Below are 25,880 nucleotides of genomic sequence, written 5' to 3'. Positions count from 1 at the left end.
GCCCCCATGACCCGCTCCAATTCCCTCGAACAGTTCGTACACACGCCGCGCATTGCCTACTTTTCCATGGAGATCGGGCTGCGCAGTGAAATACCCACCTACAGCGGGGGTCTGGGGGTGCTGGCCGGCGACACCCTGCGCAGCGCCGCAGACCTGAAGATCCCTCTGGTGGGCGTCACCCTCATCAGTCGCCAGGGCCATTTCAGGCAGGTCCTGGACGTGTCTGGCCGGCAGAGCGAGCTCCCGGAACCCTGGCAACCGGAACACTGGGCGGTCCCCCTGCCCGCCAAGATCTCGGTGCCCGTGGCCGACCGGGACGTCTGGGTACAGGCCTGGCTCTACGTGCTCACCGGCTCCTCGGGGTATGAGATCCCCGTGCTGCTGCTGGATACGGACCTGCCCGAGAACGCCCCGGCCGACCGGCGGATCACCGATCAGCTCTACGGCGACGGTGCGGAGTACCGGCTGACCCAGGAGATCGTCCTGGGCATCGGCGGTGCCCGCACCCTGCAGGCTCTGGACTTCCATGTCCACACCTATCACATGAACGAGGGACATTCAGCCCTGCTCGCCCTGGAACTGCTGCGCCGGGGCAAACACCGGCCCGAGCGACAGGACCCCCTGGGCGAAGTCTCCGATGTGGCCCAGGTACGGGAACAATGCCTGTTCACCACCCACACCCCCATCGAGGCGGGCCATGACCAGTTCGATTACGGCCTCGCCGACCGCCTCATGGCCCGCTTCATCAGCCCATCGGAACTGCGCCGGCTGGCAGGCAACCAACGTCTGAACATGACCCGCCTGGCCCTGCGTCTGTCCGGCTATGTCAATGGCGTGGCCAAGACCCATGCGGAGGTCTCGCAGCAGATGTTCCCGGAATACCATGTGCATGCCATCACCAATGGCGTGCATCCGGGCACCTGGACCGCGCAGCCCCTGCAGCGTCTGTTCGATCAGCGTATACCCGGGTGGCGCTACGAACCCGACCTCCTGGTGCGCGCCGACCAGATCCCTGCCAATGAAATCTGGGAGGCACACAGCCTCGCCAAACTGCAACTGATCGAATCGGTCCGGGAACGCTGCGGCATTGTCCTGGATGCACAAACCGCGACCCTCGGCTTCGCCAGGCGCATGACCGCCTACAAACGCCCCGACCTGCTGTTCAGCGATCTCCATCGCCTGCGCAGGATCGCGGAACGCTGGCCGATCCAGATCGTCATGGCGGGCAAGGCCCATCCCAAGGACGTGGCCGGCAAGGCCCTGATCGAACGGATCTTCCAGATGAAGCAGGAGCTCTCGGGCATGATCACCCTGGTGTTCCTGCCCAACTACGACATGCAACTCGGCCACCTGCTCACCTCCGGGGTCGACGTCTGGCTCAACACCCCGCTGCGCCCTCTTGAGGCCTCGGGCACCAGCGGCATGAAGGCCGCGCTCAATGGCGTGCCCAATCTGAGCGTGCTGGACGGCTGGTGGACGGAAGGCTGCATCGAGGGCGTCACCGGCTGGGCGGTCGGCAACAGCGGCGCCGAGGCCAATGGACAGGATGCGGATGCCCTGTACACCCAGCTGGAAGACAATGTGCTGCCGCTCTACTACACCGACAGGGCCGGCTGGGTCCGGGTGATGCTGGGGGCCATCGCAAAGAACGGCTACTTCTTCAACAGCCACCGCATGATGCGCCGCTACGCCACGGCGGCCTATATCCGCTGAATCCACAACGCTGTGCTAACCTTCAATCAGCGGCGCTGCATGGGTAAAACATCATGAGCGAGACCATCGTTCAGTACCCTCTCCAGGTGCTCGTGCCCGGCATGAGCGAGGATGATCATGCCAGTCTGGTCTGGGCCCATCAGGAACTGGAACACCCGAGTCTGGCCGCCCGCCTGACCAGCGTCATCGGCACGCCCATCGAGGTGGGCTTCAAACTCCTGCCCGCAAACTGGTACGCCCAGTTGCATCGCGGCGTGGAGAAGGCCCTGGGCAAGGCGCTGGACACCGCCATCTCGACCCTGGATCCGGGACGGGATCTCCATGGGCACGTGGCACGGCACCGTTTCCTCGCGGCATCCACGGGCGCGGCCGGCGGCTTCTTCGGTCTGCCCGGTCTGCTGGTGGAACTGCCCATCACCACCACCATCATGCTGCGCGCCATCGCCTCGGTGGCTCGATCGGAGGGTGAGGACCTGGCAGACCTGGAGACCCGCATGGCCTGCATCCAGGTGTTCGCCCTGGGCGCACGCACCGAGGACGACGACGCCGCCGAAACCGGCTACTTCAGCATCCGTCTCGCCCTGGCCCTGTCGGTGTCCGGCTCCATGCGCCACATCGCCACCCAGGGCCTCACGACCGAGGGGGCGCCGCTGCTGGCCAGGATGATCGCCCTGATCTCCTCACGCTTCGGGATCGCGGTCTCCAACAAGGCTGCGGCCCAGGTGATGCCCGTGATCGGCGCCGCAGGCGGCGCGCTGATCAATACCATCTTCGTCCAGCACTTCACCGACGCCGCCAGGGCACACTTCATCATCCGGCGTCTGGAGCGCACGTACGGTGAAGACAGGGTGCGCGTGGCCTACGAGGCCCTCGATCGCCAGTAAGCGCACATCGTGCCGTCGGCGTCACTGTGACCATCCCCTCTTGAATCGGCTCACCCTCTGATCGGCCGGCCGACCAGGACAGGCCCGGAGATACCCCCATGAACCCCGGCAAACATCCACTGCTGAACATGCCAAACTCGGCATCCGCCGCCTCGCGTAAAAAGGACAACGGCGCCGTGCGCCCCGTGGAGTCGTGGCTGATCAAAAAGCTGATGCGCCTGGCGGGCGAGCCGGCGATACAGGTCACCCTCTGGGACGGGCAGAGCCATTATGAGGGCGGCGGCACCGCCGAGCCCGTCGCGGCCATGCACATCCTGGACCGACGCAGCTTCTGGCGCCTTTTCACCAATCCCAACCTGCACTTCGGCGACGACTACAGCCTCGGACGCATCGAGGTGGAAGGCAGCCTGGTGGCGTTCCTGGAGGCCCTCTTCCGTGCCCGTCAGCAGCGCACCCGGCCCGGCCCGTTGCGGGACTTCCTCGCCCGCGGCCTGACCCGCCAGCGCCGCAACACCCGCGCCGGGTCCCGGGAAAACATTCACCACCACTATGACCTGGGCAACGACTTCTACCGCCTGTGGCTGGACGAGGAGATGGCCTATACCTGCGCCTACTTCCCGAACCGCTCGGTCACCCTGGAGCAGGCCCAGGCAGCCAAGCTGGATCACATCGCCCGCAAGCTGGAACTGCGACCCGGCGAGACCGTGGTGGAGGCCGGTTGCGGCTGGGGAGGACTGGCCCGGCATTTCGCCCGCCACTACGGCGTGAATGTGCGTGCCTACAACATTTCCCATCAGCAAATCCTCTATGCCCGGGAGCGGGCGAGGCAGGAGGGGCTGGCCGACCGGGTCGAATACGTGGAAGACGACTACCGCAACATCACCGGCCGCTATGACGTGTTCGTCTCCGTGGGCATGCTGGAGCATGTGGGTGCCCCCAATTACGCGGGCCTCGGCAGAGTGATCGACCGCTGCCTTTCGGACCAGGGGCGCGGCCTGATCCACAGCATCGGCCAGGACCGCCCCGAACCCACCAGCGCCTGGACCGAGAAGCGCCTGTTTCCCGGCGGCTATCCGCCCACCCTGCGGCAGATGATGGACATCTTCGAGGGCCCCGGGTTCTCGGTGCTGGACGTGGAGAACATTCGCCTGCACTACGCCCGCACCCTGGAGCACTGGCTGGAACGCTTCGACGCCCACGAGGACACGGTGCGCGAGATGTTCGACGCATTTTTCGTGCGCGCCTGGCGTCTCTACCTGGCCGGCTCCATCGCCAACTTCCGCGCCGGCAGCCTGCAGCTCTACCAGGTCCTGTTCAGCCGCCCGGGCAAGAACGACATGGCCTGGACCCGCGCCCATCTCTACCGTGACTGAGCGGATGTTTAGTCCCGTCATCATCGTCGGCGGTGGTCCGGCCGGTTCCAGCTGCGCCTGGGCACTGCGCCGACGCGGCATCGACAGCCTGATCCTGGACAAGGCCCGTTTTCCCCGCACGAAGCTGTGCGCCGGCTGGATCACGCCCGAGGTGGTCGCGGACCTGGAGATGGACATCGGGGCCTACCCGCACCGCTTCCTCACCTTCGAGGTCACCCGGGTGCACCTCTACGGCCTGCGCCTCAACATGCGCGCCCCCCAGCATTCCATCCGCCGTTTCGAATTCGATCACTGGCTGCTGGAGCGCTCCGGCGCGCAGGTCCTGAACCACGAGGCGCGGCGCATCGAGCGCCGGGATGGACGCTTCGTGATCGATGACCGCTTCGAGTGCGAGTACCTGGTGGGCGCCGGCGGCACCGCCTGCCCCGTGTACCGCGGCCTGTTCCGGGAGGTCAATCCCCGCGCCCGCACGCTCCAGGCCGTGGCCCTGGAACAGGAGCTGCCCTGTGAGTGGCGTGATGGCGACTGTCACTTGTGGTTCTTCCACAAGGGACTGCCCGGCTACAGCTGGTATGTGCCCAAGGCGGACGGCTATCTGAACCTGGGTGTCGGGGCCATGGCCGCGCGGCTCAAGGATCGGGGGGACGACATCCGCCCCCACTGGGACCGTTTCGAGACCCGCCTGCGCGGGCGCGGCCTGATCGATGGGGGCCTGGAACTCGCACCCCAGGGCTATGCCTACTATCTGCGCGACGGCGTGCAACGCCTGTGTCTGGACAAGGCCTTCGTGATCGGTGATGCCGCCGGACTGGCCACCCGGGACATGGCGGAGGGCATCGGCCCCGCCGTGCGCAGCGGCCTGCTGGCCGCCGAGGCCATCGCCGGCGAGGCCGACTACACCCTGGAGACGATCGCCGCCCACAGCCTGCCTGCCGGCCTGCCGCGCCACATTCTGGAATACAAGCTGCTGGGGCGAAGTTGATGTGTTTCGTGAGTGACGTTTTTTCCTTTCTCTCGCAGTGACACAGAGGCGCTCAGGGAAAACGGTGCTTATCGTATTTAGATCTTCCCCCGCCTCAGCGACCCTGGGAGAACAGGATGTTTTCCATCGACTGGAGAGAATCATTCGCCCTTGAGCGCAGACCTCATAAGGACTAAATTAAGTCCATTCCAATGGAGATCCCCATGCGCTATTCAGACCACGTCAAACCCATCAGCTACCTCAAGGCCAACGCCGCCGAGGTGCTCAGCAGGCTGGCCGAGGAGCGCGAGCCCCTGGTCATTACCCAGAACGGCGAGGCCAAGGCCGTGCTCCAGGACGTAGCCAGCTACCAGGAGACCCAGGAGACCCTGGCCCTGCTGAAGATCCTGGCCCTGGGCAGCCGGGAGGTGGAGCAAGGCAAGGTCAAGCCAGCGGCTGAGGTCATCGCCCGGCTGCGCAGCAGGAAAGCCGCCGACTGATGCCCCACGAGGTGCTGCTTACCGAGGGCGCCGAGCGGGACCTGGAGGCCCTCTACGACTATCTGCTGGAATTCGACTCCCGCAAGAGCGCGGATCACGTTTTAGACCGGCTGCTGACCGTGGTCGAATCTCTGGCCGAACAGCCCGAACGCGGCGTCCATCCACGGGAGCTGCTGAACCTGGGTATCCGGGAATACCGCCAGGTGTTCTTCAAGCCCTATCGGGTCATCTACCGGGTCATGGATGATCGGGTGATCATCTATCTGATTGCGGATGGACGTCGGGACATGCAGACGCTGCTGGCGACCCGGCTCCTGGCAAACCCTGGCCGCAGCTGAGACCAGCGTTCCGAGGACGCACGCGGACGTCCCGACAGAGCCGGTTCAGAATCGCTGGAAGGGATGGGGAAGAAGGTGGTGGCTACGGGTGGACTTGAACCACCGACCTCAGCATTATGAGTGCCGCGCTCTAACCAGCTGAGCTACGTAGCCGTACTGCGGAAAGGGCGGAATTTTGGCCCGCCCCCCCGTTCCTGTCAAGGCAACAGGCCGTTACCTGGCCTTTTCTTGCCTCTTATTTCTGCGCCTTTATACGTTAAAGCGGAAGTGGACCACGTCCCCTTCCTTCATCACGTACTCCTTGCCCTCCAGGCGCCACTTGCCTGCGTCCTTGGCGCCCTGCTCGCCCTTGCCGGCGATGAAGTCCTCGTAGCCCACCACCTCGGCGCGGATGAAGCCCTTCTCGAAGTCGGTGTGGATCACGCCGGCGGCCTTGGGCGCGGTGGCGCCACGCTTGACGGTCCAGGCACGCACCTCCTTGACGCCCGCAGTGAAGAAGGTCTGCAGGCCCAGCAGCTCGTAGGCGGCCCGGATCACCCGGTTGAGACCCGGCTCGTCGAGACCCATCTCGGCCAGGAACTCGGTCTTCTCGTCGTCCTCGAGCTGGGCGATCTCCGCCTCGATAGCGGCGCACACGGGCACCACCTGGGCGTGCTCGGCGGCGGCGTACTCTCGCACCCGGTCCAGCAGGGGGTTGTTCTCGAAGCCGTCCTCGTTGACGTTGGCGATGTACATGGCGGGCTTGGCGGTGATCAGGTGCAGTTCCCGCAGCAGCCGGCGCTCCTCGTCGTCCAGGTCCGCGGCCCGGGCGGCCTTGCCCTCGGCCAGCACCACCTGCACCTTCTCGGCCACGTTCTTGCGCGCCACCGCCTCCTTGTCCCCGGACTTGGCGGAACGGGTCAGCCGGTTGAGCGCCTTTTCCACGGTCTCAAGATCCGCCAGGGCCAGCTCGGTGTTGATCACCTCGATGTCGGAGAGGGGGTCCACCCGGCCGGCCACGTGGATCACGTCGTCGTTCTCGAAGCAGCGCACCACGTGGGCGATGGCGTCGGTCTCGCGGATGTGAGCCAGGAACTGGTTGCCCAGGCCCTCGCCCTGGGAGGCGCCGGCGACGAGCCCCGCGATGTCCACGAACTCCATGGCGGTGGGGATCACCTTCTCCGGCTTGACGATGGCCGCGAGCGCGTCGAGGCGAGGATCCGGCACCGGCACCACGCCCACGTTGGGGTCGATGGTGCAGAAGGGATAGTTCTCCGCCTGGATGCCCGCGCGGGTCAGGGCGTTGAACAGAGTGGACTTACCGACATTGGGTAATCCGACAATTCCGCATTTGAGCGACATGGCATGGAGTTCCGGTTATGTGTGCTTGGTGCTTGGTGCTTGGTGCTTGGTAATGCACCCCACAAAGCACGAAGTACAAAGAACAAAGTACAACTATTTTGAATGCAGTTTATGCATGGCCCGCTCCAGTTCCCCCGCGATCACCTCGGACATCACGTCCAGCCCGTGATCGATGGCACGCAGGATGTCGGCCTCGTCATCCCGGGAGGGGCGCTGCAGCACGTAGTCCACCACCTGGTCCTTGTGCCCGGGATGCCCCACGCCCAGGCGCAGACGCAGGAACTCCTTGCCCAGGTGCGCCATGATGTCGCGCAGGCCGTTGTGGCCGCCGTGACCACCGCCACGCTTGAGGCGAACCTCGCCGGGGGGCAGGTCCAGCTCGTCGTGGACCACCAGGATCGACTCCACCGGGATCTTGTAGAAGGTGGCGAGCAGCTTCACCGACTGGCCGCTGCGGTTCATGAAGGTCTGGGGCTTGAGCAGCCAGACCTCCTGGCCGCCCAGGCTGATGCGCGCCGACTCGCCGGCGAACTTGTTCTCCTGGCGGAAGGTGCCGCCGTGGCGGCGTGCCAGGGCGTCCACAAACCAAAACCCGGCATTGTGCCGGGTCTCGGTGTATTTGGGGCCGGGATTTCCCAGCCCCGCCACAAGTTGCACGGGTTGACTGCCCGGCACGGCTCAGGCCGCCATCAGGAGGCTTCGCCGCCCTCGGCCGCCTCGCCGCCCGCCTCTTCCTCTGCGGCAGCGCCACGGGGCTTGAGGATGCTCACCACCGGCAGGTCGTGATCCGGGCCATGGGACAGGGCCACGATGCTCACGCCCTCGGGCAGGGAGATCTGGGACAGGTGCAGGGAGTCGCCCACGTTCAGGCTGGCCACATCCACCTCGATGAACTCGGGCAGATGCTTGGGCAGGCACTCCACTTCCACTTCCACCATCTGGTGGCTGACCATGCCGCCGCCGGTCTTGACACCCACGCAGCTCTCTTCATTGGTGAAATGCAGGGGCACGTGCACGCGGATTGCGTGGTCTTCGCTCACGCGCAACAGGTCCAGGTGCAGGATGATGGGCTTGCAGGGATGACGCTGCACGTCGCGCAGGATCGCCTTCTCGGCCTTGCCGCCCAGCTTCACGCTCAGGATGTGGGAATAGAAGGCCTCGTGCTCCAGGTTCAGCATCACCGCGTTGTGGTCCAGGGTGATGGGCTGGGGATCCTTGCCCTCTCCGTACAGGATGGCAGGCACCTTGCCGGCGCGGCGCAGGCGGCGGCTCGCACCCTTGCCCTGGTCCGCACGCGGTTCAGCCTGCAGTTCGAAACTCACACTCATGACATTTCTCCAGTCAAACAACAAAAAACCTGTCCCGCGACCAGGACAGGGACTCAAATGAAGTGGGAAGGGGGAATCGGGAAGCTGGAAGTAACTGCCTTTAACTTCGCACTTCCCAATTCACACTTCGCACTTTAAAAAGACTTAGTCCACAAACAACGAACTCACCGACTCTTCCCGGTTGATGCGCCGGATGGTCTCGGCCAGCATCCCGGCCACCGACAACTGGCGGATCTTCGAGCAGGCCTGGGCCTCGGGGCGCAGCGGGATGGTGTCGGTCACCACCAGCTCGTCCAGTTCCGACTTCTCGATGTTGGAGATGGCCGGACCGGAGAGCACCGGGTGGGTGGCGTAGGCCATCACCTTGGCGGCGCCGTGTTCCTTGAGGGCCCGGGCCGCCTCGCACAGGGTGCCGGCGGTATCCACCAGGTCGTCGATGATGACGCAGCTCTTGCCTTCCACGTCACCGATGATGTGCATCACCCGGGACTCGTTGGGCTTGGGACGGCGCTTGTCGATGATCGCCAGTTCGGCGTCGTCCAGGCGCTTGGCCACGGCCCGAGCGCGCACCACGCCGCCCACGTCCGGAGACACCACGATCAGGTTCGGGTGCTTCTGGCGCCAGATGTCGCCCAGCAGGATCGGTGAGGCGTAGACGTTGTCCACGGGCAGGTTGAAGAAACCCTGCACCTGGTCCGCATGCACGTCCACGGTCAGCACCCGGTCGGTGCCCACCGCCTCCAGCATGTTGGCCACCACTTTGGCGGAGATGGGCACGCGGGCGGAACGCACCCGGCGATCCTGGCGGGCGTAGCCGAAGTACGGGATCACCGTGGTGATGCGCCCCGCCGAGGCCCGGCGCAGGGCATCCACCATGATGAGCAGTTCCATCAGGTTGTCGTTGGTGGGCGCGCAGGTGGACTGCAGGATGAACACGTCGCGGCCGCGCACGTTCTCCAGGATCTCGATCTGGATCTCGCCGTCGCTGAACCGGCCCACCACCGCCTTGCCCAGGGGGATGTTGAGGTGATTCACCACATCCTGGGCCAACTGCGGGGTCCCATTGCCCGCGAAGATCATCATCTTGCTTCTGTCAGCCACGGCAGACCTTTGGCGCATAGCGGCGATGACCGGCGTTAAGCCATCGACAGTTGTCAAAAATGTAAATCAGGGCCGGCGTTTCGGTCGAACCTCTACGGCTCTCATCCTGCCGTCCTACTCGCCAGGCATCCGCCCGACCGGACACCTCTCTTGCTTCGTTTGGCTGGGCCGGCAGGATTACGCCGGGCTTCCTGCCCGGCGCCCCTTCGGGGCCAGCGCCCTGTGGGCGCTGTTCCGAAACGCTCCCGGCGTTTCGGTCGAACCTCTCTCGGTTCTCATCCTGCCGTCCTACTCGCCAGGCATCCGCCCGACCGGACACCTCTCTTGCTTCGTTTGGCTGGGCCGGCAGGATTCGAACCTGCGAATGCCGGGATCAAAACCCGGTGCCTTACCGCTTGGCGACGGCCCAAGATAATTCCGCCGCAGCGGTCAGCCTCAGCCCTGGGCGAGGCGATCCAGCAGCGGCGATCGATTGAGTCCCCGGGCGACGAAGCCCCTCCAGCCTTCCGGCAGGCGGCCCAGCAGGGCCTCGGCCCCGGCCTGGTCTTTCAGGGCGGCGAACACACAGGCGCCGGTACCGGTCAGGCGGGCCTCGCCCGCGGCCTGCGCGAGCCAGTCCAGCGCCCGCGCCACCTCGGGGTACCGCGCCCGGACCAGCGGCTCGAAAACGTTGCCAGCCTTGCCGGAAATAAAGTCGGGTATTGTGATTGGCGGGCAGTTTCGTGTCAATTGCGGGTCGCCGAACAGGGCCGCGGTGCTGATGGAAACACCGGGATGGATCACCAGGTACCAGGGCTCCGGCAGGGTGACCGGTTCCAGGTGTTCCCCCACACCCTCGGCCCAGGCCGCGCGGCCGCGCACGAACACCGGCACGTCGGCCCCCAGCTCCAGGCCCAGGGCCGCCAGGCGATCGCGGGACAGGCCCAGGCCCCAGAGGTGGTTCAGGGCCACCAGGGTGGTGGCCGCATCGGAACTGCCGCCGCCCAGCCCCCCGCCCAGGGGCAGGCGTTTGTGCACCCGCGCCACGACGCCCCCCGGGTAGCCCATCTCGGCCTTGAGGCGGCGCGCGGCACGCACCACCAGGTCCTGCTCCGGTTCGACCCCCGGCAGCGGCGACTCAAGGCGCACCGCGTCCTCGTCCAGGCACAGGAAATCCAGGGTGTCGCCTACGGACAGGGGCTGGAAGACGGTCTGCAGCAGGTGATAGCCGTCGGCACGCCGGCCGGTGATGTGCAGGAACAGGTTGAGCTTGGCCGGGGCCGGCCAGTCGGTGCTCCAGGGGATCACTGAGCAGCGCTCACGGGCTCGAGGGTCCAGGCGTCCACCAGCAGGCGCAGGCGGATCTCCTGACCGTAATGCAGTTCCAGGCGATCCGGCAGGCTCGGGGAGACCGACTCCCGGTAACGCTGGTACTGCACCTGCCAGCCGGATTGCTCCAGCAGGGTGAGCCGTCCGCGGGCATCGAAACTGCGCTCGCTGGCCGCCCCGGGTGCGGGCAGGCCCAGGATCCAGTGGCGCAGTCCGCTCACCGGAAGCCGGTAACCCAGCACCTCGCGCACCAGCCGGTCCGGGTCCGGGGCGTTGTAGTACTCACCGTCGGAGGTGCGCAGATCGACGCCCGCCTCGTCGCCACGCAGTCGGCCGGCATCCCGTCCGAAGGGGCCGAAGAACTGGATGTCGTAGTCCCCGTTGCGTTCCTTCCAGCGCACGTTGGCGTGCCACTGCTGGCCGTCGGCATCCAGGGCGATGCGCCCGCTCAGTGACCACTGCCCCAGGGCCTGCACGGCGGCCTGATGCGCATCCCAGGCCCCGGGCACGGCCTCTTCCACCACCGGGGGACGCACGGCACAGCCGGCGAGCAGCAGGAAGGCGAGCAGCAGCGTGAGCCGGAGCCATCCGCGCCGGGAGCCTGTGCTGCGGCAAGCCCCGCTCAGGGTCCGGCCTAGCCCGCATCTCTCACCACCGTTCGTAGCGAGGGCGTCGAGATGCCGCTGTGACGGGGCGCGCGGAACGGAAGACGGCGCCGGCGTAGCCGACACTACGTCAAGCCGGCTGATGTGAGCACGCCCCGTCTCAGCGAGCAGATCGGCGGCCGCAGTAGAAGGGTGGTGAGCGATGCGGGCTAGGAGATTCAGGGCGCTCACTGTTCGAAGCGGTCCTTCACGCGCAGCAGACGGTCATGGTCCGGGTCCTGGGCCAGGGCGTCCTCAAGGACGCGGCGGGCCTCGTCACGCTGGCCCCGGTCCCAGAGGAGCATGGCCAGGTTGCTGGCGATCTCCGGGTCGTACAGGGTGTCGTAGGCCTGGCGCAGATAGATCTCCGCCTCGTCCAGACGACCCATGCGGTAGAGCACCCAGCCGAGGCTGTCCAGGATGGCGGCGTCCTCCGGATGCTGCTCGTGGGCGCGGCGGATGTAGCCGTAGGCCTCGTCCAGCCGATCGGTGCGGTCCGCCAGGGTGTAGCCCAGGGCGTTGAGGGCGGCGGCGTTGTCCGGGTCCCTAGCCAGGATGGCGCGCAGGTCGGCCTCCAGGATGTCCAGGCGATCCAGCTTCTCGGCCGCCAGGGCGCGGGCATAGAGCAGTTCGCCGGAATCCGGCTGCTCCAGCAGCGCCTGGTCCAGGGTCTCCATGGCCGCCTGGTATTGCCGGGCATCGCGCAGCACCTGGGACTCGGTCACGTACAGGCGCACCCGCCAGTCGGGCTCGTCGGCATCCCGGCGCATCTCGCGCAGCATGTCCAGGGCCGCATCCACCTGTCCGGCCCGGCCCATGAGCAGGGCCTTGCGCACCCGGGCGTCGCGGAAGTGATCACCGTCGCCCACGCCGCGGTAGTGGCGCAGGGCGTCGTCGCTGCGCCGCTCGGTCTCGGCGATGCGCCCCAGGTAGTAGTTGGCATCGTTGGACCGGTGCCCCATGCCCAGCAGGCGCGTGAAGTAGGACTGGGCATCCTCGTAGCGCTCCATCTCGAGACTGAGCAGGCCCAGGGTGTAGAGCAGGTCGCCGTCTCCGGGACGGCGTGCGATGAGCTGTTCGAACTCGGCGCGGGCCTCGTCATAGGCCCCGGCCTGGATGAGCAGACGGCCGTAGGCCAGGCGCAGATCGGTGTTCCCTGCGTCCGCCGCGACGGCCTCGCGCATGATCTGCACACCCCGGTTCAGGTCCCCCATCTGGGTGTAGGCGCGGGCGCGCAGCACCTTGGCATCGGACAGGGCCGGATCCAGGGCCAGGGCCCGCTCGGCGGCCTCCAGGGCCGGTTCCGGGCGGCGCATCTGCAGGGCCAGTCGCGCCAGGGCCAGCTGCATGCTGGCATCGTTGGGATAGCGTTCGGCCAGTTGCCCCATCACCTCCAGGGCCGCCGCCTGGTTCTGGGAGCGGGACAGGAGATTGGCCACGGTGGCATGACCCGCGGCCCGCCCCTGGGGACTGTTCTGGACCACCCAGTCCAGCTGCTCCACGGCCTCGGGCACGCGGCCCGCGTTGACCAGAAGGGCCCCCAGCACCTGCCGGCCCTCGACGCTCGCCGGCGCCAGTTCCACCCAGCGCATAGCGGCCCGCAGCGCCGCCTCGCGCTGATCGGCGAACAGGGCGATGCGGGTGGCCCGTTCGGAGACCGCGGGATCCTGGCTGTTCAGCGCGGCCATCAGGTAATGGCTGACCGAGAGATCCAGCGCCCCCATCTGGCCCGCCAGCTCACCCACCAGCAGCAGATACAGCAGTTCGGCGCGGGCGTTGTCATCCTCGGGCTGGTCCTGAACCCGCAATTCCGCACCCTGCAGGGGCTGCAGGGCGCCGTTGGGCCTGGGTGCCTGCTGGGCGCAGGCCCCCAGCAGTGCGGTCAGGAGAAGCAGAACAAGCAGATTGCGCATCAGGACATCCCGTGCTGGCAGGCTTTAGTGTTTAGTTAAGATTATGAGACGGGTCGGGAAATCGGCTTCCGTGCACCGCATGTAATCACTATAAACCCTTTGCCGACCCGCGATCATCCGCGGCCGGCCCCCGTAGTGCGCACCCAGGGACTGCTGATGCCGTCCAGCAGTCAAGCGCGCGCACCTGAGGCTTTAGTCGCCACGAGATCCCAGACGTTCCCTGCACCCCGCAGAGACGGACATTCAAGCCCGGATTTCCTGCGGGCGCTCAACGGCTTGACCGGCCTGCGCGCTTGTCAGCACCGGCGCCATGGCGCAGAATTTGCCGTTGCTCAGCCATCTGCACGCCATGCTGTTTACCGTCGGCATCAATCACAAAACCGCCCCGGTCGGTATCCGGGAGCGGGTGGTCTTTCCCCCGGATCGGGTCGGGGAGGCCCTGTTGCGCCTGCGCGAGGCGGGCGTGGACGAGGCGGCGATCCTGTCCACCTGCAACCGCACCGAGATCTATTTCCACCAGGCCCCGGCCCAGGACGACCAGCGGGTGGTGCACTGGCTGGGGGATTACCACCACTTCGATCCCCGGGACCTGCAGCCCTACCTCTATCACCATCAGGAAGCGGACGCGGTGCGCCACACCCTGCGGGTGGCCTGCGGCCTGGATTCCCTGGTGCTGGGCGAACCCCAGATCCTGGGCCAGATGAAACTGGCCTACCAGAGCGCCAGCGATGCCGGCACCCTGGGCCGGCACCTGGGGCGGCTGTTCCAGCACGCCTTCTCGGTGGCCAAGAACGTGCGCACCTCCACGGCCATCGGCGCCAGCGCCGTGTCCGTGGCCTTCGCCGCCGTGAGCCTGGCGAAACAGATCTTCGGCGACCTGCGCCCGCTGACCGCCCTGGTGATCGGTGCCGGCGAGACCATCGAACTGGCCGCACGGCACCTGTCCAGCAACCAGATCGGCAAGGTGATCGTGGCCAACCGCACCCTGGAGCGGGCCCGCAGCCTGGCCGTGCAGTTCGGCGGCGAGGCCATCACCCTCACGGACATCCCCCTGCGCCTGGCGGAGGCGGACATCGTCATCTCCTCCACCGCCGCGCCCCTGCCCATCCTGGGCAAGGGCGCCGTGGAGCGGGCGCTCAAGGCCCGCAAGCACAAACCCATGTTCATGGTGGACATCGCCGTACCCCGGGACATCGAGCCGGAGGTGGGCAAGCTGGACGACGTGTACCTGTACACCGTGGATGACCTGGAGGAGGTGATCCAGGAGAACCTGGAATCCCGCCGCGAGGCGGCCCACCAGGCCGAGGAGATCATCGAGACCCAGGTGCTGGACTTCATGGGCTGGTTGCGCGCCCAGGACGCGGTGGGGACCATCCGCGCCTTTCGGGACAAGGCCGAGCACATCCAGCAAGAGGTGCTGGACAAGGCCCTGCACATGGCCGCCCAGGGCAAGCCCCCGGAGGAGGCCCTACGCTACCTCGCCCACACCCTCACCAACAAGCTGCTGCACGACCCCTGCACCGGCATCAACCAGGCCGCCCGGGACGGGCGCCAGGAACTGCTGGACGCCGCCCACAGCCTGTTCAATCTCCCCGAGGCCCCGTCCAGGACCCCGGACGACAAGGCGTGAAGCCCTCCCTCCTTCACCGTCTGGAGGGCGTCTCCGAGCGCTTCCAGGAACTCGCGGGCCTGCTCTCCGAGCCGGAGGTCATCTCCGACAACGCCCGGTTCCGGCGCCTGTCCATGGAATACAGCCAGCTGGAACCGGTGGTGGAGGCCTTCCGCCGCTACGAGCGCGCCCAGGCGGATCTCACCGCCGCCCGGGAGATGCAGAAGGACTCGGACCCGGACCTGCGCGCCATGGCCGAGGACGAGGCAGCAGCCGCCGCGGAGCGCCTGGAGGCCCTGGAGCTGGAACTGCAGAAACTGCTGATCCCCAAGGACCCCCACGACCACAGCAACCTGTTCTTGGAGATCCGCGCCGGTACCGGCGGCGACGAGGCGGCGATCTTCGCCGGCGACCTGTTCCGCATGTACAGCCGCTACGCCGAGAACCGGGGCTGGCAGGTGGAGATCCTGTCCCAGAGCGAGGGTGAGCACGGCGGCTACAAGGAGATCATCGCCCGGCTGATCGGCGAAGGGGCCTACTCACGGCTCAAGTTCGAGTCCGGCGCCCACCGGGTGCAGCGGGTGCCCGCGACCGAGTCCCAGGGCCGCATCCATACCTCGGCAGCCACGGTGGCGGTGATGCCCGAACCGGACGAGGTGGAGGCCCCGGAGATCAACCCGGCGGACCTGCGCGTGGACACCTACCGGGCCAGCGGCGCCGGCGGCCAGCACGTGAACAAGACCGACTCCGCCATCCGCCTCACCCACCTCCCCACGGGCATCGTGGTGGAATGCCAGGACGAGCGCTCCCAGCACAAGAACCGTGCCCGGGCCATGAGCCTGCTGGCGGCTAAGCTGTTCGAGGCGGAACAGGCCCGCCAGCAGGCGGAACAAAGTGCCACCCGCAAGAGCCTGGTCGGCAGCGGCGACCGCTCGGAACGCATCCGCACCTACAACTTCCCCCAGGGACGCGTCACCGACCACCGCATCAACCTGACCCTGTACAAGCTGGACGCAGTCATGGCCGGCGACTTGGACCCGGTGATCGAGCCGCTGATCAATGAACATCAGGCCGAGAAACTGGCGGCGCTGGCGGATGAGTAGGGACAATTCAAAATTCAAGATTCAAAATTCAAAGGGATGGCAGGTTTCCCCTTTGAATTTTGAATTTTGAATTTTGAATTTTGAATTTTGAATTTTGAATCTTGAATTTTGAACTGGAATCTCCATGCCCACGGTACGCAGCCTGCTGGCCGAGGCCCCTGCCGGGGAGATGCGCCGTGAGGCGGAGATCCTGCTCGGCCATGTCCTGGGCCGGGACCGCGCCTGGCTGATCAGCCACGACACCGACCCCCTCCCCCCGGAACCGGTGGCCCGCTATCGCGCCCTGTGGGCGCGACGCCAGGCCGGCGAACCGGTGGCCTACCTCACCGGCCGGCGCGGCTTCTGGACCCTGGATCTCGCCGTCGGTCCCGAGGTCCTGATCCCCCGGCCCGAAACGGAACTGCTGGTGGAAACGGCGCTTGGCCTGATCCCGACGGACGCCGCCTGGGACCTGGCGGATCTGGGCACCGGCAGCGGCGCCATCGCCCTGGCCCTGGCCACCGAACGCCCCGCCTGCCGGGTGGTCGCCACGGACATGAGCCCCGGCGCCCTGTCGGTGGCCGAGGCCAATGCCCGGGACCATGGGCTCACCAACCTGCGCCTCGTCCTGGGCGAATGGTGGGCACCGCTCGCCGGCGAGCGCTTCCACCTGGCGGTCTCCAATCCGCCCTACGTGGCCGAGGGCGACCCGCACCTGGGCCGGGGCGACCTGCGTTTCGAGCCCCCCGCGGCCCTGGCCTCGGGCCCCGACGGCCTGGACGATCTGCGCCGCATCATCAAAGCCGCCCCGGACCACCTGCACCCCGGCGGCCACCTGCTGCTGGAGCACGGCTACGACCAGGGCGAGGCGGTGCGCGCCCTGTTGCGCACTGCGGGCTTCACGGAGATACAGACCCGGCGGGACCTGGGCGGGAATGAGCGGGTCACAGGGGGAAAGTGGGAAGGGTGAATTGGGAAGTGGGAATGAACGCCTTTCACTTCGCACTTCCCAATTCACCCTTCCCACTTCCCATATTCCCCTACCTTCAACCTTGATTAATCCCTGTTCCCAGCTACTATCGTGGTCATGGACTCGGCCGAAGAATTCATCCGCCACCGGGAGCTGGCGTTTCGCGGACCCCACCGGGACAACGACCAGGCGCGCGCCGCCTGCCTGTTGCTGTCCGACACCGACGCGGTCCAGGATGTGCGCGTGCTGGGCCCCAACCGGCTGGTGGTCACCTACGACCTACGTGACGTGACCTACTCAGAGCTGGAGTCCGCCCTCACGGAGATGGGCTTTCACCTGGACAACAGCCTGGTGATGAAGATCAAGCGCGCCCTGTACAACTACTCCGAGGATACCATCCGCGCCAACCTCGGCATCCCCACCCAGTGCTTCGGCAACTGCGCCCGCAAGATCTTCATCAATCACTACCGCCAGCACGAGCACGGCTGCCGCGATCACCGGCCGCGGCACTGGCGGGAGTATCTGTAAGTCAATTCAAAATTCAAGGTTCAAAATTCAAAGGGAAACCCACTGAATTTGGGGTGCTTCGCCTTTGAATCTTGAATTTTGAATCTCGCCTTTCTGGTATCTTTCGTTCATGAACGACGAACAGCTTTTGCGCTACAGCCGGCAGATCATGCTGCCCCAGGTGGAAGTGGCCGGGCAGCAGCGGATCATGGACGCCCACGCGCTGATCATCGGCGCGGGCGGACTGGGGGCGCCGGTGGCCCTGTACCTGGCCGCAGCGGGCGTGGGCACGCTCACCCTCGCCGACCCGGACATCATCGAACTCTCCAACCTGCAACGCCAGATCATCCATCACACCAACGACATCGGCCGGCCCAAGGTGGTCTCCGCCGCCGACAAACTGGCCGCGGTCAATCCCGAGGTCAAGGTCAATGCCGTGCAGGCGGCCATGGACGCGGACAGCCTGGACGCGGCGGTGCGCGATGCCAGCATCGTGCTGGACTGCACTGACAACTTCACCACCCGCTTCGCGGTCAACGCCGCCTGCGTGCGCCACCGCAAACCGCTGATCTCCGCGGCGGTGATCCGCTTCGAGGGCCAGATCACGGTGTTCGACCCCGCCGAACCGGACAGCCCCTGCTATCGCTGCCTGTACAAGGATGGCCCAGAGCTGGAAGAACGCTGCAGCCAGACCGGCGTGCTGGCGAGTCTGCCCGGTGTCATGGGTTCGTTGCAGGCCACCGAGGCCATCAAACACATCATCGGCCTGCCCACCCTGCGCGGCCGCCTGCTGGTCATGGACGCCATGACCATGGAATGGCGCAGCATGAAACTGCGCAAGGACCCGTCGTGTCCGGTCTGCGGTTCTTGAACATCTGCCGCAGAGGCGCGGAGACGCAGAGATACGAGAGAAAAGGCGACTGATCTCGGGCCAACTGTTTATCTACAGCTGCCCGACGATGTTTTGTTGCGAGCCTTCAAGAATTTCTCTGCGCCTCCGCGCCTCTGCGGCAAAATCCTGAAGCCCTTCAATGCCGCGTACGACTCCCCGGCGGCGGCTCGCCCTCGGTGAACAGTTGTTCCACGTCCACCGCGTCGAAGCGGTAGCCGGCGTTGCAGAACTCGCAGTGCACCTCCACCTGGCCTTCTCGATCCATGATGGCGCGAAGCTCAGCCTTGCCCAGACCACGCAGCATGTCTGCCACGCGATCCCTGGAACAGCTGCAACGGAAACTCACCGGGCTGGCGTCCAGCAGGCGTACGTCCTCCTCGTGGTAGAGGCGATGCAGCAGGGTCTGCACCGGCAGTTCCAGCAGTTCCTGATCCTTGAGGGTATCCGCCAGGGTGACGGCACGATGGAAGGCATCGGGGTCCCGGTCCTCGCCGGGCAGTGCCTGCAGCAGCAGCCCCGCCGCGCGCTGGCCATCGGCGGCCAGCCACAGGCGGGTGGGCAACTGTTCCGAACGGGTGAAGTAGCCCTCCAGCGCGGCGGAAAGGCTGGCCCCCTCCAGGGGCACGATGCCCTGGTAACGCTCCCGGCCCTGGCCCGGATCGATGGTCATGACCATGCGCCCGTCGCCGAACTGCGCGGCCAGGTCTCCCGCCGGGACCTCCGACTGCCAGCGCGCCAGACCGCGCACCGTGCCATGGCCGCTGGCCTGCACCACCAGGAGATTCACCGGCCCATTGCCGGTCACCTGCAGGATCAGAGAGCCGTCGAACTTGATGGTGGCGGACAGCAGGGCCACCGCCGCCAGGGCCTGACCGAGCAGATCGCGCACCACCGGCGGATACGCGTAGCGCTCCAGCAGCGCTTGCCAGGTGGCGTCCAGGTGCACCCACTCGCCACGCACGTTAGTGGTCTCGAGCAGGAATCGGTGGAGGGTATCTGTCATGGCAGTGGCTAGTGGCAAGTCTCAAGTGACAAGGAAAACCGGGGCAGTGCCTTTGACGTTCCTTGCCACTTGAGACTTGCCACTTGAGACTGTTCTACTGAAGCTTCTTCTTCAACAGATCGTTCACTTGCCCCGGGTTCGCCTTGCCGCCCGTTGCCTTCATCACCTGACCGACGAAGAAACCGAACAGCTTGTCCTTGCCGGAGCGGTACTGCTCCAGCTGGCCGGGGTTGTCGGCCATGACCTTGTCGATGATGGCCTCGATGGCGCCGGTGTCGGTGATCTGCTTGAGACCCTTCTTCTCGATCACCTGGTCGGCGCTGCCCTCGCCGTTCCACATGGCCTCGAAGACATCCTTGGCGATCTTGCCGGAGATGGTGTTGTCCTCGATGCGCTCGAGCATCTGGCCCAGGGCGGCTGCGGACACCGGGCTCTCGGTGATCTCCTTGTTGTCCTTGTTGAGCGCGGCGGAGAGTTCACCCATGACCCAGTTGGCGGCCAGCTTCGCATGGCCACCGCAGGCCTTGACCACGGCCTCGTAGTAGTCGCCCATCTCGCGGCTCGCAGTGAGCACGCCGGCGTCGTAGGCGGACAGGCCGTAGTGGGTCATGAAGCGGTGCTTCTTCTCGTCGGGTAACTCCGGCAGGGTACCGCGCACGCCCTCGATGAAGCCGGCATCGATCTCCAGCGGCAGCAGGTCCGGGTCGGGGAAGTAGCGGTAGTCGTTGGCCTCTTCCTTGGAGCGCATGGAACGGGTCTCGCCCTTGTCGGGATCGTAGAGACGCGTCTCCTGCACCACGGCGCCGCCGCCCTCCAGGATGTCGATCTGGCGCTCCACCTCGTAGTTGATGGCGCGCTCCACGAAGCGGAAGGAGTTGATGTTCTTGATCTCGGCGCGGGTGCCGAACTTCTCGGTGCCCTTGCGGCGCACCGAGACGTTGGCATCGCAGCGGAAGGAGCCTTCCTGCATGTTGCCGTCGCAGATCTCCAGGTAGCGCACCAGGGCGTGCAGCTTCTTCAGATAGGCCACCGCCTCCTTGGCGGAGCGCATGTCCGGCTCGGAGACGATCTCCAGCAACGGCGTGCCGGCGCGGTTGAGATCGATGCCGCTCATGCCGTGGAAGTCCTCGTGCAGGCTCTTGCCCGCGTCCTCTTCAAGGTGTGCCCGGGTGATGCCGATGGTCTTGGTCTCGCCGTCCTCCAGCTCGATCTCGAGCTTGCCGAGGCCCACCACGGGGAGTTCGTACTGGGAGATCTGGTAACCCTTGGGCAGATCGGGATAGAAGTAGTTCTTGCGCGCGAACACCGAGCGCGGCGAGATCTCCGCACCGATGGCCAGACCGAACTTCACCGCCATGCGCACCGCCTCGCGGTTGAGCACCGGCAGCACGCCGGGCAGGCCCAGGTCGATGGCACAGGCCTGGGTGTTGGGCGCCGCGCCGTAGGCGGTGGACGCGCCGGAGAAGATCTTACTCTTGGTGGCGAGCTGGGCGTGAACCTCGAGCCCGATGACTGTTTCCCATTCCATGCTTTGAACCTCGAATGACGTAAGGTGTGAGGGGTTAGGGGTCAGGGGTGAAAGGCCAAGTCGATCCGGATGGTCTCGCTTGTGCCTCACGCCTCACGCTTCACCCCTTACGCAAACCCCTCCGGGATTCTTCGATGCCAGTCCGTGACTGATTGATACTGATGGGCCACCCCCAGCAGGCGCGCCTCGTCGAAATAGTTGCCGATCAGCTGCAGGCCCACGGGCAGGCCGTCGCTGAAGCCTGCGGGGATGGACATGCCGGGCAGGCCGGCCAGGTTCACGGCGATGGTGTAGATGTCCGAGAGGTACATGGTGACCGGGTCGTCGGTCTTCTCGCCCAGCTTGAAAGCGGTACTCGGCGAGGTGGGGCCGAGGATCACGTCCACTTCCTCGAAGGCCCTGGCGAAGTCGTCGGCGATCAGGCGGCGGATCTTCTGGGCCTTGAGGTAGTAGGCGTCGAAGTAGCCGGCGGACAGCGCGTAGGTGCCCACCATGATGCGACGCTTGACCTCGGCACCGAAGCCCTCGCCCCGGGAGCGGGTGTAGAGGTCCATCAGGTCTTTCGGGTTCTCGCAGCGATAGCCATAACGCACGCCGTCGAAGCGGGCCAGGTTCGAGGAACACTCCGCCGGGGCCACCACGTAGTAGGCAGGCACGGAGAGACCCGAATTGGGCAGGCCCACTTCCTTCACCTCGGCGCCGAGTTTCCTGTACTGCTCGATGGCTTCCTCGATCGCCTTGGCCACACCGGCGTCCAGGCCCTCGCCGAAGAACTCACGGGGCAGACCGATGCGCAGGTCCTTGAGCGGTTCGTTCAGGCGCGCGGTGAAGTCCTCTTCGGGGCGCTCGATGCTGGTGGAATCCCTGGGATCGAAACCGCTCATGACGTTGGCCAGCAGGGCGCAGTCCTCGGCGGTGGCGGCCATGGGGCCGCCCTGATCGAGGCTCGAGGCAAACGCGATCATGCCCCAGCGGGAGACGCGGCCGTAGGTGGGCTTGAGCCCCGTGATGCCGCACAGGGCCGCGGGCTGACGGATGGAGCCGCCGGTGTCGGTGCCGGTGGCGGACGGCGTGAGCCGCGCGGCCACGGCGGCGGCGGAACCGCCGGAGGAACCACCGGGCACCCGCGCCGTGTCCCAGGGATTCTTCACCGGGCCGTGGAAACTGGTCTCGTTGGAGGAGCCCATGGCGAACTCGTCCATGTTGGTCTTGCCCAGCATGGGGCAGCCCTCGGCCTTGAAGCGCTCCACCACGGTGGCATCGTAGGGGGCGATGAAGTTGTCGAGCATCTTCGAGCCGCAGGTGGTGCGCACGCCGTCGGTGCAGAAGATGTCCTTCTGGGCCATGGGCACGCCGGTGAGCGGACCCGCCTCCCCCCTGGCGCGGCGGTCGTCGGCCGCTTTCGCCTGGGCCAGCGCCTGCTCGGCGGTGACGGTGACGAAGCTGTTCAGACCGCCGTCCAGCGTCTCGATGCGCTTGAGGAAGTGTTGGGTGAGTTCGACGCTCGAGCACTCGCCCTTGGCCAGGGCGGCGGAGAGTTCTGCGATGGTTTTCTCGTGCATGATGGGAACCAGGGCAAGGGAATGGGGTGCGCAGGGGCGCTCATCGCCCCCGTCGCCTGTCCGCCCTCAGGTCATTCGATGACCTTGGGCACCAGGTACAGACCGGCCTCCACGGCGGGCGCGATGGACTGGAAGCGCTCCCGCTGATCGGCCTCGCTGACCACGTCATCGCGCAGCCGCTGGGCGGTGTCCTGGGGATGGGCCATGGGGGCCACGTGGTCGGTCTTGACCGCCTCCATCTGCTCCACGAAATCCAGGATGCTGGAAAGACTCCTGGCGTAGGCATCCACGTCCGCGTCGCTCACGGCGAGGCGGGCCAGGTGGGCGATCTTGCGCACATCGTCATGGGACAGGGACATGCAGGGCTCCGGACAGATAGCGGGCGGGTTCTGTGAAGCCGGTAAAAGTAGCACAAAGCTCGCCTTGCCCAAAGCCCACCCCGTTGCTAGAGTAGCGGCTTCCTTTGCCCCGGGCTACATAAGAAATCTCATGTTCAACCGCGCTTTAGGCTTCCTGTCCAACGACCTCTCCATCGACCTTGGCACCGCCAACACCCTGATCTACATGCGGGGCAAGGGCATCGTGCTCAACGAGCCGTCGGTGGTGGCCATCCGGCAGGACCGCGGCCCGGGCGGCCCGCGCAGCATCGAGGCGGTGGGCACGGCGGCCAAGAAGATGCTCGGGCGCACGCCGGAGAACATCACCGCCATCCGCCCCATGAAGGACGGCGTGATCGCCGACTTCACCACCACCGAGAAGATGCTGCAGCACTTCATCAAGACCGTGCACCAGCACCGCTTCTTCCGCCCCAGCCCCCGGGTGCTGGTGTGCGTGCCCTGCGGCGCCACCCAGGTGGAACGCCGCGCCATCCGTGAATCCGCGGCCGGCGCCGGCGCGCGCAAGGTCTATCTCATCGAGGAACCCATGGCGGCCGCCATCGGCGCCGGCATCCCGGTGGACGAGGCGCGCGGCTCCATGGTGCTGGACATCGGCGGTGGCACCTCCGAGGTGGCCGTCATGTCCCTGAACGGCATCGTCTACTCCTCCTCGGTGCGCATCGGCGGCGACAAGTTCGACGAGGCCATCACCGCCTACGTGCGCCGCAACTACGGCATCCTCATCGGTGAGGCCACCGCCGAGCGCATCAAGCACGAGATCGGTTCCGCCTATCCCGGCAAGGAGCTGCTGGAGATCGAGGTCAAGGGCCGCAACCTGGCCGAAGGCGTGCCCCGCAGCTTCACCCTGAACAGCAACGAGATCCTGGAATCCCTGCAGGAGCCCCTGCACGGCATCGTCAGCGCGGTACGCACGGCCCTGGAGCAGACCCCGCCGGAACTGGGCGCGGACGTGGCCGAGCGCGGCATCGTGCTCACCGGCGGCGGCGCCCTGCTGCGCGATCTGGACCGCCTGCTCATGGAAGAGACCGGCATCCCGGTGGTCATCGCCGACGACCCGCTCACCTGCGTGGCCCGGGGCGGCGGCCGGGTGCTGGAGATGATGGACGAGCACGGGGCAGATTTCCTGGCCGTCGAATAACCGCAGCAATCACCCGGGGGACCAGCCATCAAGAAGCCGCTGTTCAACCTGGGCCCATCCCCGGCAGTGCGCCTGGCACTGCTCGCACTCGTCTCCATCGGCCTGATGTGGGCCGACCACCGTCATCAGCACCTTCAGGAGTTCCGCTCCACCGTCGCCATGCTGGTCTACCCGGTGCAGGCCGGCGTGAACCTGCCGGTGCAGGCGGGCGCCTGGGTGCTGGAACAGCTGCGCAGTCATCAGACCCTGGTGGAGGACAACCGCCGCCTGCGTGAGGAACACCTGCACCTCAACGCACTGATGCTGCGCTTCGAGGCCCTGGAGGAGGAAAACGCCCGGCTGCGCGAGCTGCTGGACACCTCCGTGCGGCTGCGCGACCCGCTGATGGCGGCCGAGATCATGGCCGTGGACCTGGACCCCTTCCGCCAACAGCTGGTGATCAACCGCGGGCGGGTGCACGGCGCCTACCCGGGCCAGCCCCTGATCAACGCCCAGGGGGTGGTGGGGCAGGTGCTGGAGAGCCACCCCCTGCACAGCATCGTGCTGCTGATCTCGGACCCGAGCCACGCCCTGCCGGTGCTGGTCAACCGCACCGGGCTGCGCACCCTGGCCGTGGGCACCGGCAACCCCCAGCTGCTGGAACTGCGCTACATCCCGCCCGCCGAGGACATCGAGCCCGGCGACATCATCAGCACCTCGGGGCTGGGCGGGCGCTTCCCGGCGGACTATCCGGTAGCCCAGGTCACCCGGGTGGAACGCATCCCCGGCGAATCCTTCGCCCGGGTGGAGGCCCGCCCGCTGGCCCGCCTGGACCGCTCACGGGAGGTGCTGCTGCTGCGCCCGGTCAACGGCAACGGCGACGCCACGGAGCGCCCTGCTGAGATCGAGGCAGAGGCGCCCGCCGCGGAATCGACCCCGGAGGATCGCCCATGAGCAATCCCCGCGGCTGGGTCTGGGCCATCCCGCTGACCTTCATCGTGGCGCTGGCGCTCACCGTCGTGCCCCTGCCCGACTGGGCCGCCCCCTGGCGTCCCCAGTGGCTGGCCATGACCCTGATCTACTGGAGCATGGCCCTGCCCCGGCGCATCGGCGTCGGCCTGGGCTGGTTCCTGGGCCTGCTGCTGGATGCCGCCACCGGTGCCCTGCTGGGCCAGCATGCCCTGGGCTTCGCCCTGATCGCCTACCTGAGCATCCGCATGCATCAGCGGGTGCGGGTGTTCCCCCTCTGGCAGCAGGCCCTGACCGTGGGCGGCCTGCTCGCCCTGCACCTGCTGCTGGTGCTCTGGATCCTGGGCATGACCGGCCGCGCCCCGGGCACCTGGCTGTACTGGGCGCCCCTGGTAAGCAGCATGATCCTGTGGCCCTGGCTGTTCGTGCTGCTGCGCGACGTGCGGCGGCGGTGGTGTCTGGCTTTGAGCTGAATTAGGGGCAATTCAAAATTCAAGATTCAAAATTCAAAGGAACTCGGGTACCGCCCCTTTGAATCTTGAATCTTGAATCTTGAATCTTGAATCTTGAATCTTGAATCTTGAATCTTGAATCTTGAATTTTCACTAGTGTCCGGTTAAGAATCGAACAGATTCAATCGGTTACGAGACTCAGGGTCATCGCAGCTGTAGTTTGCATCCAAGAATGCCGCATTTAACGGCATTTTCTCGAACAGCGTGATCGAGAAAATCTGTAGCAAAGTGTAGAGAGAAACCTGCGGGTCCAATCGTTTCTTGACAATGGCCACCAACACATAGACCGACACGGCGCTCCAGATTTGTGTCTTGACCGCATTCTCT

The 25,880-nt window shown here is 66.2% G+C and carries 25 protein-coding genes, 2 tRNA genes and 1 pseudogene; 14 read left to right on the top strand and 14 right to left on the bottom strand.

From position 1 onward, the window contains the following. The first annotated feature begins 6 nt into the window (after positions 1-6). The 6 genes from glgP to D580_RS0104930 all read left to right on the top strand — a co-directional run bounded on the left by glgP (position 7) and on the right by D580_RS0104930 (position 5,769). On the top strand, positions 7-1,713 hold the full coding sequence (gene glgP, locus D580_RS0104955; RefSeq protein WP_018953324.1) for an alpha-glucan family phosphorylase: 1,707 nt from the start codon (positions 7-9) through the stop codon (positions 1,711-1,713). Between the two features lie 53 nt (positions 1,714-1,766). Further along, a complete protein-coding gene (locus D580_RS0104950) occupies positions 1,767-2,597 on the top strand; it encodes an EcsC family protein (RefSeq protein WP_018953323.1) in 831 nt (276 codons plus the stop codon). A 98-nt stretch (positions 2,598-2,695) separates the two neighbouring features. After that, the gene (locus tag D580_RS0104945) at positions 2,696-3,970 is read left to right on the top strand and encodes an SAM-dependent methyltransferase (protein WP_018953322.1); all 1,275 of its coding nucleotides are present in this window, start codon (positions 2,696-2,698) and stop codon (positions 3,968-3,970) included. A 4-nt stretch (positions 3,971-3,974) separates the two neighbouring features. Next, positions 3,975-4,952, top strand: coding sequence for an NAD(P)/FAD-dependent oxidoreductase (locus D580_RS0104940; RefSeq protein ID WP_018953321.1), 978 nt, complete (start codon positions 3,975-3,977; stop codon positions 4,950-4,952). A 203-nt stretch (positions 4,953-5,155) separates the two neighbouring features. Then, the gene (locus tag D580_RS0104935) at positions 5,156-5,431 is read left to right on the top strand and encodes a type II toxin-antitoxin system Phd/YefM family antitoxin (RefSeq protein WP_026289720.1); all 276 of its coding nucleotides are present in this window, start codon (positions 5,156-5,158) and stop codon (positions 5,429-5,431) included. Continuing rightward, the gene (locus D580_RS0104930) at positions 5,431-5,769 is read left to right on the top strand and encodes a type II toxin-antitoxin system RelE/ParE family toxin (RefSeq protein ID WP_018953319.1); all 339 of its coding nucleotides are present in this window, start codon (positions 5,431-5,433) and stop codon (positions 5,767-5,769) included. Before D580_RS0104935 ends, D580_RS0104930 begins: the two co-directional genes overlap by 1 nt. 76 nt (positions 5,770-5,845) lie before the next feature. Here D580_RS0104930 and D580_RS0104925 read toward each other — a convergent pair. From D580_RS0104925 to D580_RS16950, 9 genes are all read right to left on the bottom strand, one after another. Continuing rightward, positions 5,846-5,922 (bottom strand) — tRNA-Met (locus tag D580_RS0104925). Between the two features lie 96 nt (positions 5,923-6,018). After that, positions 6,019-7,110, bottom strand: coding sequence for a redox-regulated ATPase YchF (ychF, locus tag D580_RS0104920; RefSeq protein WP_018953318.1), 1,092 nt, complete (start codon positions 7,108-7,110; stop codon positions 6,019-6,021). A 93-nt stretch (positions 7,111-7,203) separates the two neighbouring features. Then, entirely contained in the window at positions 7,204-7,785 is a 582-nt protein-coding gene (pth, locus tag D580_RS0104915; protein WP_026289719.1) for an aminoacyl-tRNA hydrolase, read from the bottom strand. 14 nt (positions 7,786-7,799) lie between these two features. Then, positions 7,800-8,438: a 50S ribosomal protein L25/general stress protein Ctc gene (locus tag D580_RS0104910; RefSeq protein ID WP_018953316.1), complete on the bottom strand. Its 639-nt coding sequence runs from the start codon at positions 8,436-8,438 to the stop codon at positions 7,800-7,802. A 144-nt stretch (positions 8,439-8,582) separates the two neighbouring features. After that, a complete protein-coding gene (locus tag D580_RS0104905; protein ID WP_419581639.1) occupies positions 8,583-9,557 on the bottom strand; it encodes a ribose-phosphate diphosphokinase in 975 nt (324 codons plus the stop codon). A gap of 316 nt (positions 9,558-9,873) precedes the next feature. Continuing rightward, positions 9,874-9,948 (bottom strand) — tRNA-Gln (locus tag D580_RS0104900). 26 nt (positions 9,949-9,974) lie between these two features. Further along, positions 9,975-10,826, bottom strand: coding sequence for a 4-(cytidine 5'-diphospho)-2-C-methyl-D-erythritol kinase (ispE, locus tag D580_RS0104895; RefSeq protein ID WP_018953315.1), 852 nt, complete (start codon positions 10,824-10,826; stop codon positions 9,975-9,977). Beyond that, a complete protein-coding gene (gene lolB, locus D580_RS0104890) occupies positions 10,823-11,683 on the bottom strand; it encodes a lipoprotein insertase outer membrane protein LolB (protein WP_231363495.1) in 861 nt (286 codons plus the stop codon). The genes ispE and lolB overlap by 4 nt, the downstream gene beginning before the upstream one ends. Next, positions 11,680-13,404 carry a tetratricopeptide repeat protein gene (locus D580_RS16950; protein WP_018953313.1) on the bottom strand — a complete coding sequence of 575 codons (1,725 nt, stop codon included), beginning with the start codon at positions 13,402-13,404 and terminating at the stop codon, positions 11,680-11,682. Before D580_RS16950 ends, lolB begins: the two co-directional genes overlap by 4 nt. A gap of 349 nt (positions 13,405-13,753) precedes the next feature. On the opposite strand from D580_RS16950, the gene hemA reads away from it, so the two are divergent. The 5 genes from hemA (at position 13,754) to D580_RS0104860 (ending at position 18,443) form a co-directional block, all read left to right on the top strand. Continuing rightward, entirely contained in the window at positions 13,754-15,034 is a 1,281-nt protein-coding gene (hemA, locus tag D580_RS0104880; protein ID WP_026289716.1) for a glutamyl-tRNA reductase, read from the top strand. Next, on the top strand, positions 15,031-16,116 hold the full coding sequence (gene prfA, locus D580_RS0104875) for a peptide chain release factor 1 (RefSeq protein WP_018953311.1): 1,086 nt from the start codon (positions 15,031-15,033) through the stop codon (positions 16,114-16,116). The genes hemA and prfA overlap by 4 nt, the downstream gene beginning before the upstream one ends. A gap of 124 nt (positions 16,117-16,240) precedes the next feature. Beyond that, positions 16,241-17,065: a peptide chain release factor N(5)-glutamine methyltransferase gene (prmC, locus tag D580_RS0104870; RefSeq protein WP_018953310.1), complete on the top strand. Its 825-nt coding sequence runs from the start codon at positions 16,241-16,243 to the stop codon at positions 17,063-17,065. 117 nt (positions 17,066-17,182) lie between these two features. Continuing rightward, positions 17,183-17,593 carry a hypothetical protein gene (locus tag D580_RS0104865; protein WP_018953309.1) on the top strand — a complete coding sequence of 137 codons (411 nt, stop codon included), beginning with the start codon at positions 17,183-17,185 and terminating at the stop codon, positions 17,591-17,593. 109 nt (positions 17,594-17,702) lie between these two features. Continuing rightward, entirely contained in the window at positions 17,703-18,443 is a 741-nt protein-coding gene (locus D580_RS0104860; RefSeq protein WP_018953308.1) for a HesA/MoeB/ThiF family protein, read from the top strand. A 157-nt stretch (positions 18,444-18,600) separates the two neighbouring features. Here the strand turns inward: D580_RS0104860 and hslO are convergent, their stop codons facing one another. The 4 genes from hslO to gatC all read right to left on the bottom strand — a co-directional run bounded on the left by hslO (position 18,601) and on the right by gatC (position 22,916). Beyond that, on the bottom strand, positions 18,601-19,467 hold the full coding sequence (gene hslO / locus D580_RS0104855) for an Hsp33 family molecular chaperone HslO (RefSeq protein WP_018953307.1): 867 nt from the start codon (positions 19,465-19,467) through the stop codon (positions 18,601-18,603). Positions 19,468-19,561: 94 nt separating this feature from the next. Continuing rightward, entirely contained in the window at positions 19,562-21,040 is a 1,479-nt protein-coding gene (gatB, locus tag D580_RS0104850) for an Asp-tRNA(Asn)/Glu-tRNA(Gln) amidotransferase subunit GatB (RefSeq protein ID WP_269208097.1), read from the bottom strand. A 62-nt stretch (positions 21,041-21,102) separates the two neighbouring features. Beyond that, the gene (gatA, locus tag D580_RS0104845) at positions 21,103-22,557 is read right to left on the bottom strand and encodes an Asp-tRNA(Asn)/Glu-tRNA(Gln) amidotransferase subunit GatA (RefSeq protein ID WP_018953305.1); all 1,455 of its coding nucleotides are present in this window, start codon (positions 22,555-22,557) and stop codon (positions 21,103-21,105) included. Positions 22,558-22,628: 71 nt separating this feature from the next. Further along, the gene (gene gatC / locus D580_RS0104840) at positions 22,629-22,916 is read right to left on the bottom strand and encodes an Asp-tRNA(Asn)/Glu-tRNA(Gln) amidotransferase subunit GatC (protein ID WP_018953304.1); all 288 of its coding nucleotides are present in this window, start codon (positions 22,914-22,916) and stop codon (positions 22,629-22,631) included. Positions 22,917-23,046: 130 nt separating this feature from the next. Between gatC and D580_RS0104835 the strand changes: the two genes are divergently transcribed. The 3 genes from D580_RS0104835 to mreD are packed head-to-tail and all read left to right on the top strand — an operon-like array spanning position 23,047 to position 25,514. Next, positions 23,047-24,093, top strand: a complete 1,047-nt coding sequence (locus D580_RS0104835; RefSeq protein WP_012637099.1) for a rod shape-determining protein — start codon at positions 23,047-23,049, stop codon at positions 24,091-24,093. A 27-nt stretch (positions 24,094-24,120) separates the two neighbouring features. After that, on the top strand, positions 24,121-25,026 hold the full coding sequence (gene mreC, locus D580_RS0104830) for a rod shape-determining protein MreC (RefSeq protein WP_155999727.1): 906 nt from the start codon (positions 24,121-24,123) through the stop codon (positions 25,024-25,026). Beyond that, on the top strand, positions 25,023-25,514 hold the full coding sequence (gene mreD / locus D580_RS0104825; RefSeq protein ID WP_012637097.1) for a rod shape-determining protein MreD: 492 nt from the start codon (positions 25,023-25,025) through the stop codon (positions 25,512-25,514). Before mreC ends, mreD begins: the two co-directional genes overlap by 4 nt. A 143-nt stretch (positions 25,515-25,657) precedes the next feature. Here mreD and D580_RS15205 read toward each other — a convergent pair. Further along, positions 25,658-25,880: pseudogene (locus tag D580_RS15205) on the bottom strand (IS4 family transposase); the annotation flags it as partial.

The sequence above is a fragment of the Thioalkalivibrio sulfidiphilus genome, assembly GCF_000377945.1.
In the GTDB taxonomy this organism is placed as follows: domain Bacteria; phylum Pseudomonadota; class Gammaproteobacteria; order Ectothiorhodospirales; family Ectothiorhodospiraceae; genus Thioalkalivibrio_A; species Thioalkalivibrio_A sulfidiphilus_A.
This window is presented reverse-complemented; position numbering and strand designations above follow the sequence as displayed.

Bases quoted from the DNA above. Each gene is read 5' to 3' on its own strand.
- glgP (WP_018953324.1), top strand. From the start codon at position 7: ATGACCCGCTCCAATTCCCTCGAACAGTTCGTACACACGCCGCGCATT.
- D580_RS16950 (WP_018953313.1), bottom strand. From the start codon at position 13,404: ATGCGCAATCTGCTTGTTCTGCTTCTCCTGACCGCACTGCTGGGGGCC.
- hslO (WP_018953307.1), bottom strand. From the start codon at position 19,467: ATGACAGATACCCTCCACCGATTCCTGCTCGAGACCACTAACGTGCGT.
- D580_RS0104935 (WP_026289720.1), top strand. From the start codon at position 5,156: ATGCGCTATTCAGACCACGTCAAACCCATCAGCTACCTCAAGGCCAAC.
- D580_RS0104945 (WP_018953322.1), top strand. From the start codon at position 2,696: ATGAACCCCGGCAAACATCCACTGCTGAACATGCCAAACTCGGCATCC.
- gatC (WP_018953304.1), bottom strand. From the start codon at position 22,916: ATGTCCCTGTCCCATGACGATGTGCGCAAGATCGCCCACCTGGCCCGC.
- gatA (WP_018953305.1), bottom strand. From the start codon at position 22,557: ATGCACGAGAAAACCATCGCAGAACTCTCCGCCGCCCTGGCCAAGGGC.
- D580_RS0104860 (WP_018953308.1), top strand. From the start codon at position 17,703: ATGAACGACGAACAGCTTTTGCGCTACAGCCGGCAGATCATGCTGCCC.
- D580_RS0104930 (WP_018953319.1), top strand. From the start codon at position 5,431: ATGCCCCACGAGGTGCTGCTTACCGAGGGCGCCGAGCGGGACCTGGAG.
- D580_RS0104865 (WP_018953309.1), top strand. From the start codon at position 17,183: ATGGACTCGGCCGAAGAATTCATCCGCCACCGGGAGCTGGCGTTTCGC.
- D580_RS0104950 (WP_018953323.1), top strand. From the start codon at position 1,767: ATGAGCGAGACCATCGTTCAGTACCCTCTCCAGGTGCTCGTGCCCGGC.
- D580_RS0104940 (WP_018953321.1), top strand. From the start codon at position 3,975: ATGTTTAGTCCCGTCATCATCGTCGGCGGTGGTCCGGCCGGTTCCAGC.
- D580_RS0104835 (WP_012637099.1), top strand. From the start codon at position 23,047: ATGTTCAACCGCGCTTTAGGCTTCCTGTCCAACGACCTCTCCATCGAC.
- prmC (WP_018953310.1), top strand. From the start codon at position 16,241: ATGCCCACGGTACGCAGCCTGCTGGCCGAGGCCCCTGCCGGGGAGATG.
- D580_RS0104905 (WP_419581639.1), bottom strand. From the start codon at position 9,557: ATGCGCCAAAGGTCTGCCGTGGCTGACAGAAGCAAGATGATGATCTTC.
- D580_RS0104910 (WP_018953316.1), bottom strand. From the start codon at position 8,438: ATGAGTGTGAGTTTCGAACTGCAGGCTGAACCGCGTGCGGACCAGGGC.
- ychF (WP_018953318.1), bottom strand. From the start codon at position 7,110: ATGTCGCTCAAATGCGGAATTGTCGGATTACCCAATGTCGGTAAGTCC.
- hemA (WP_026289716.1), top strand. From the start codon at position 13,754: ATGCTGTTTACCGTCGGCATCAATCACAAAACCGCCCCGGTCGGTATC.
- mreD (WP_012637097.1), top strand. From the start codon at position 25,023: ATGAGCAATCCCCGCGGCTGGGTCTGGGCCATCCCGCTGACCTTCATC.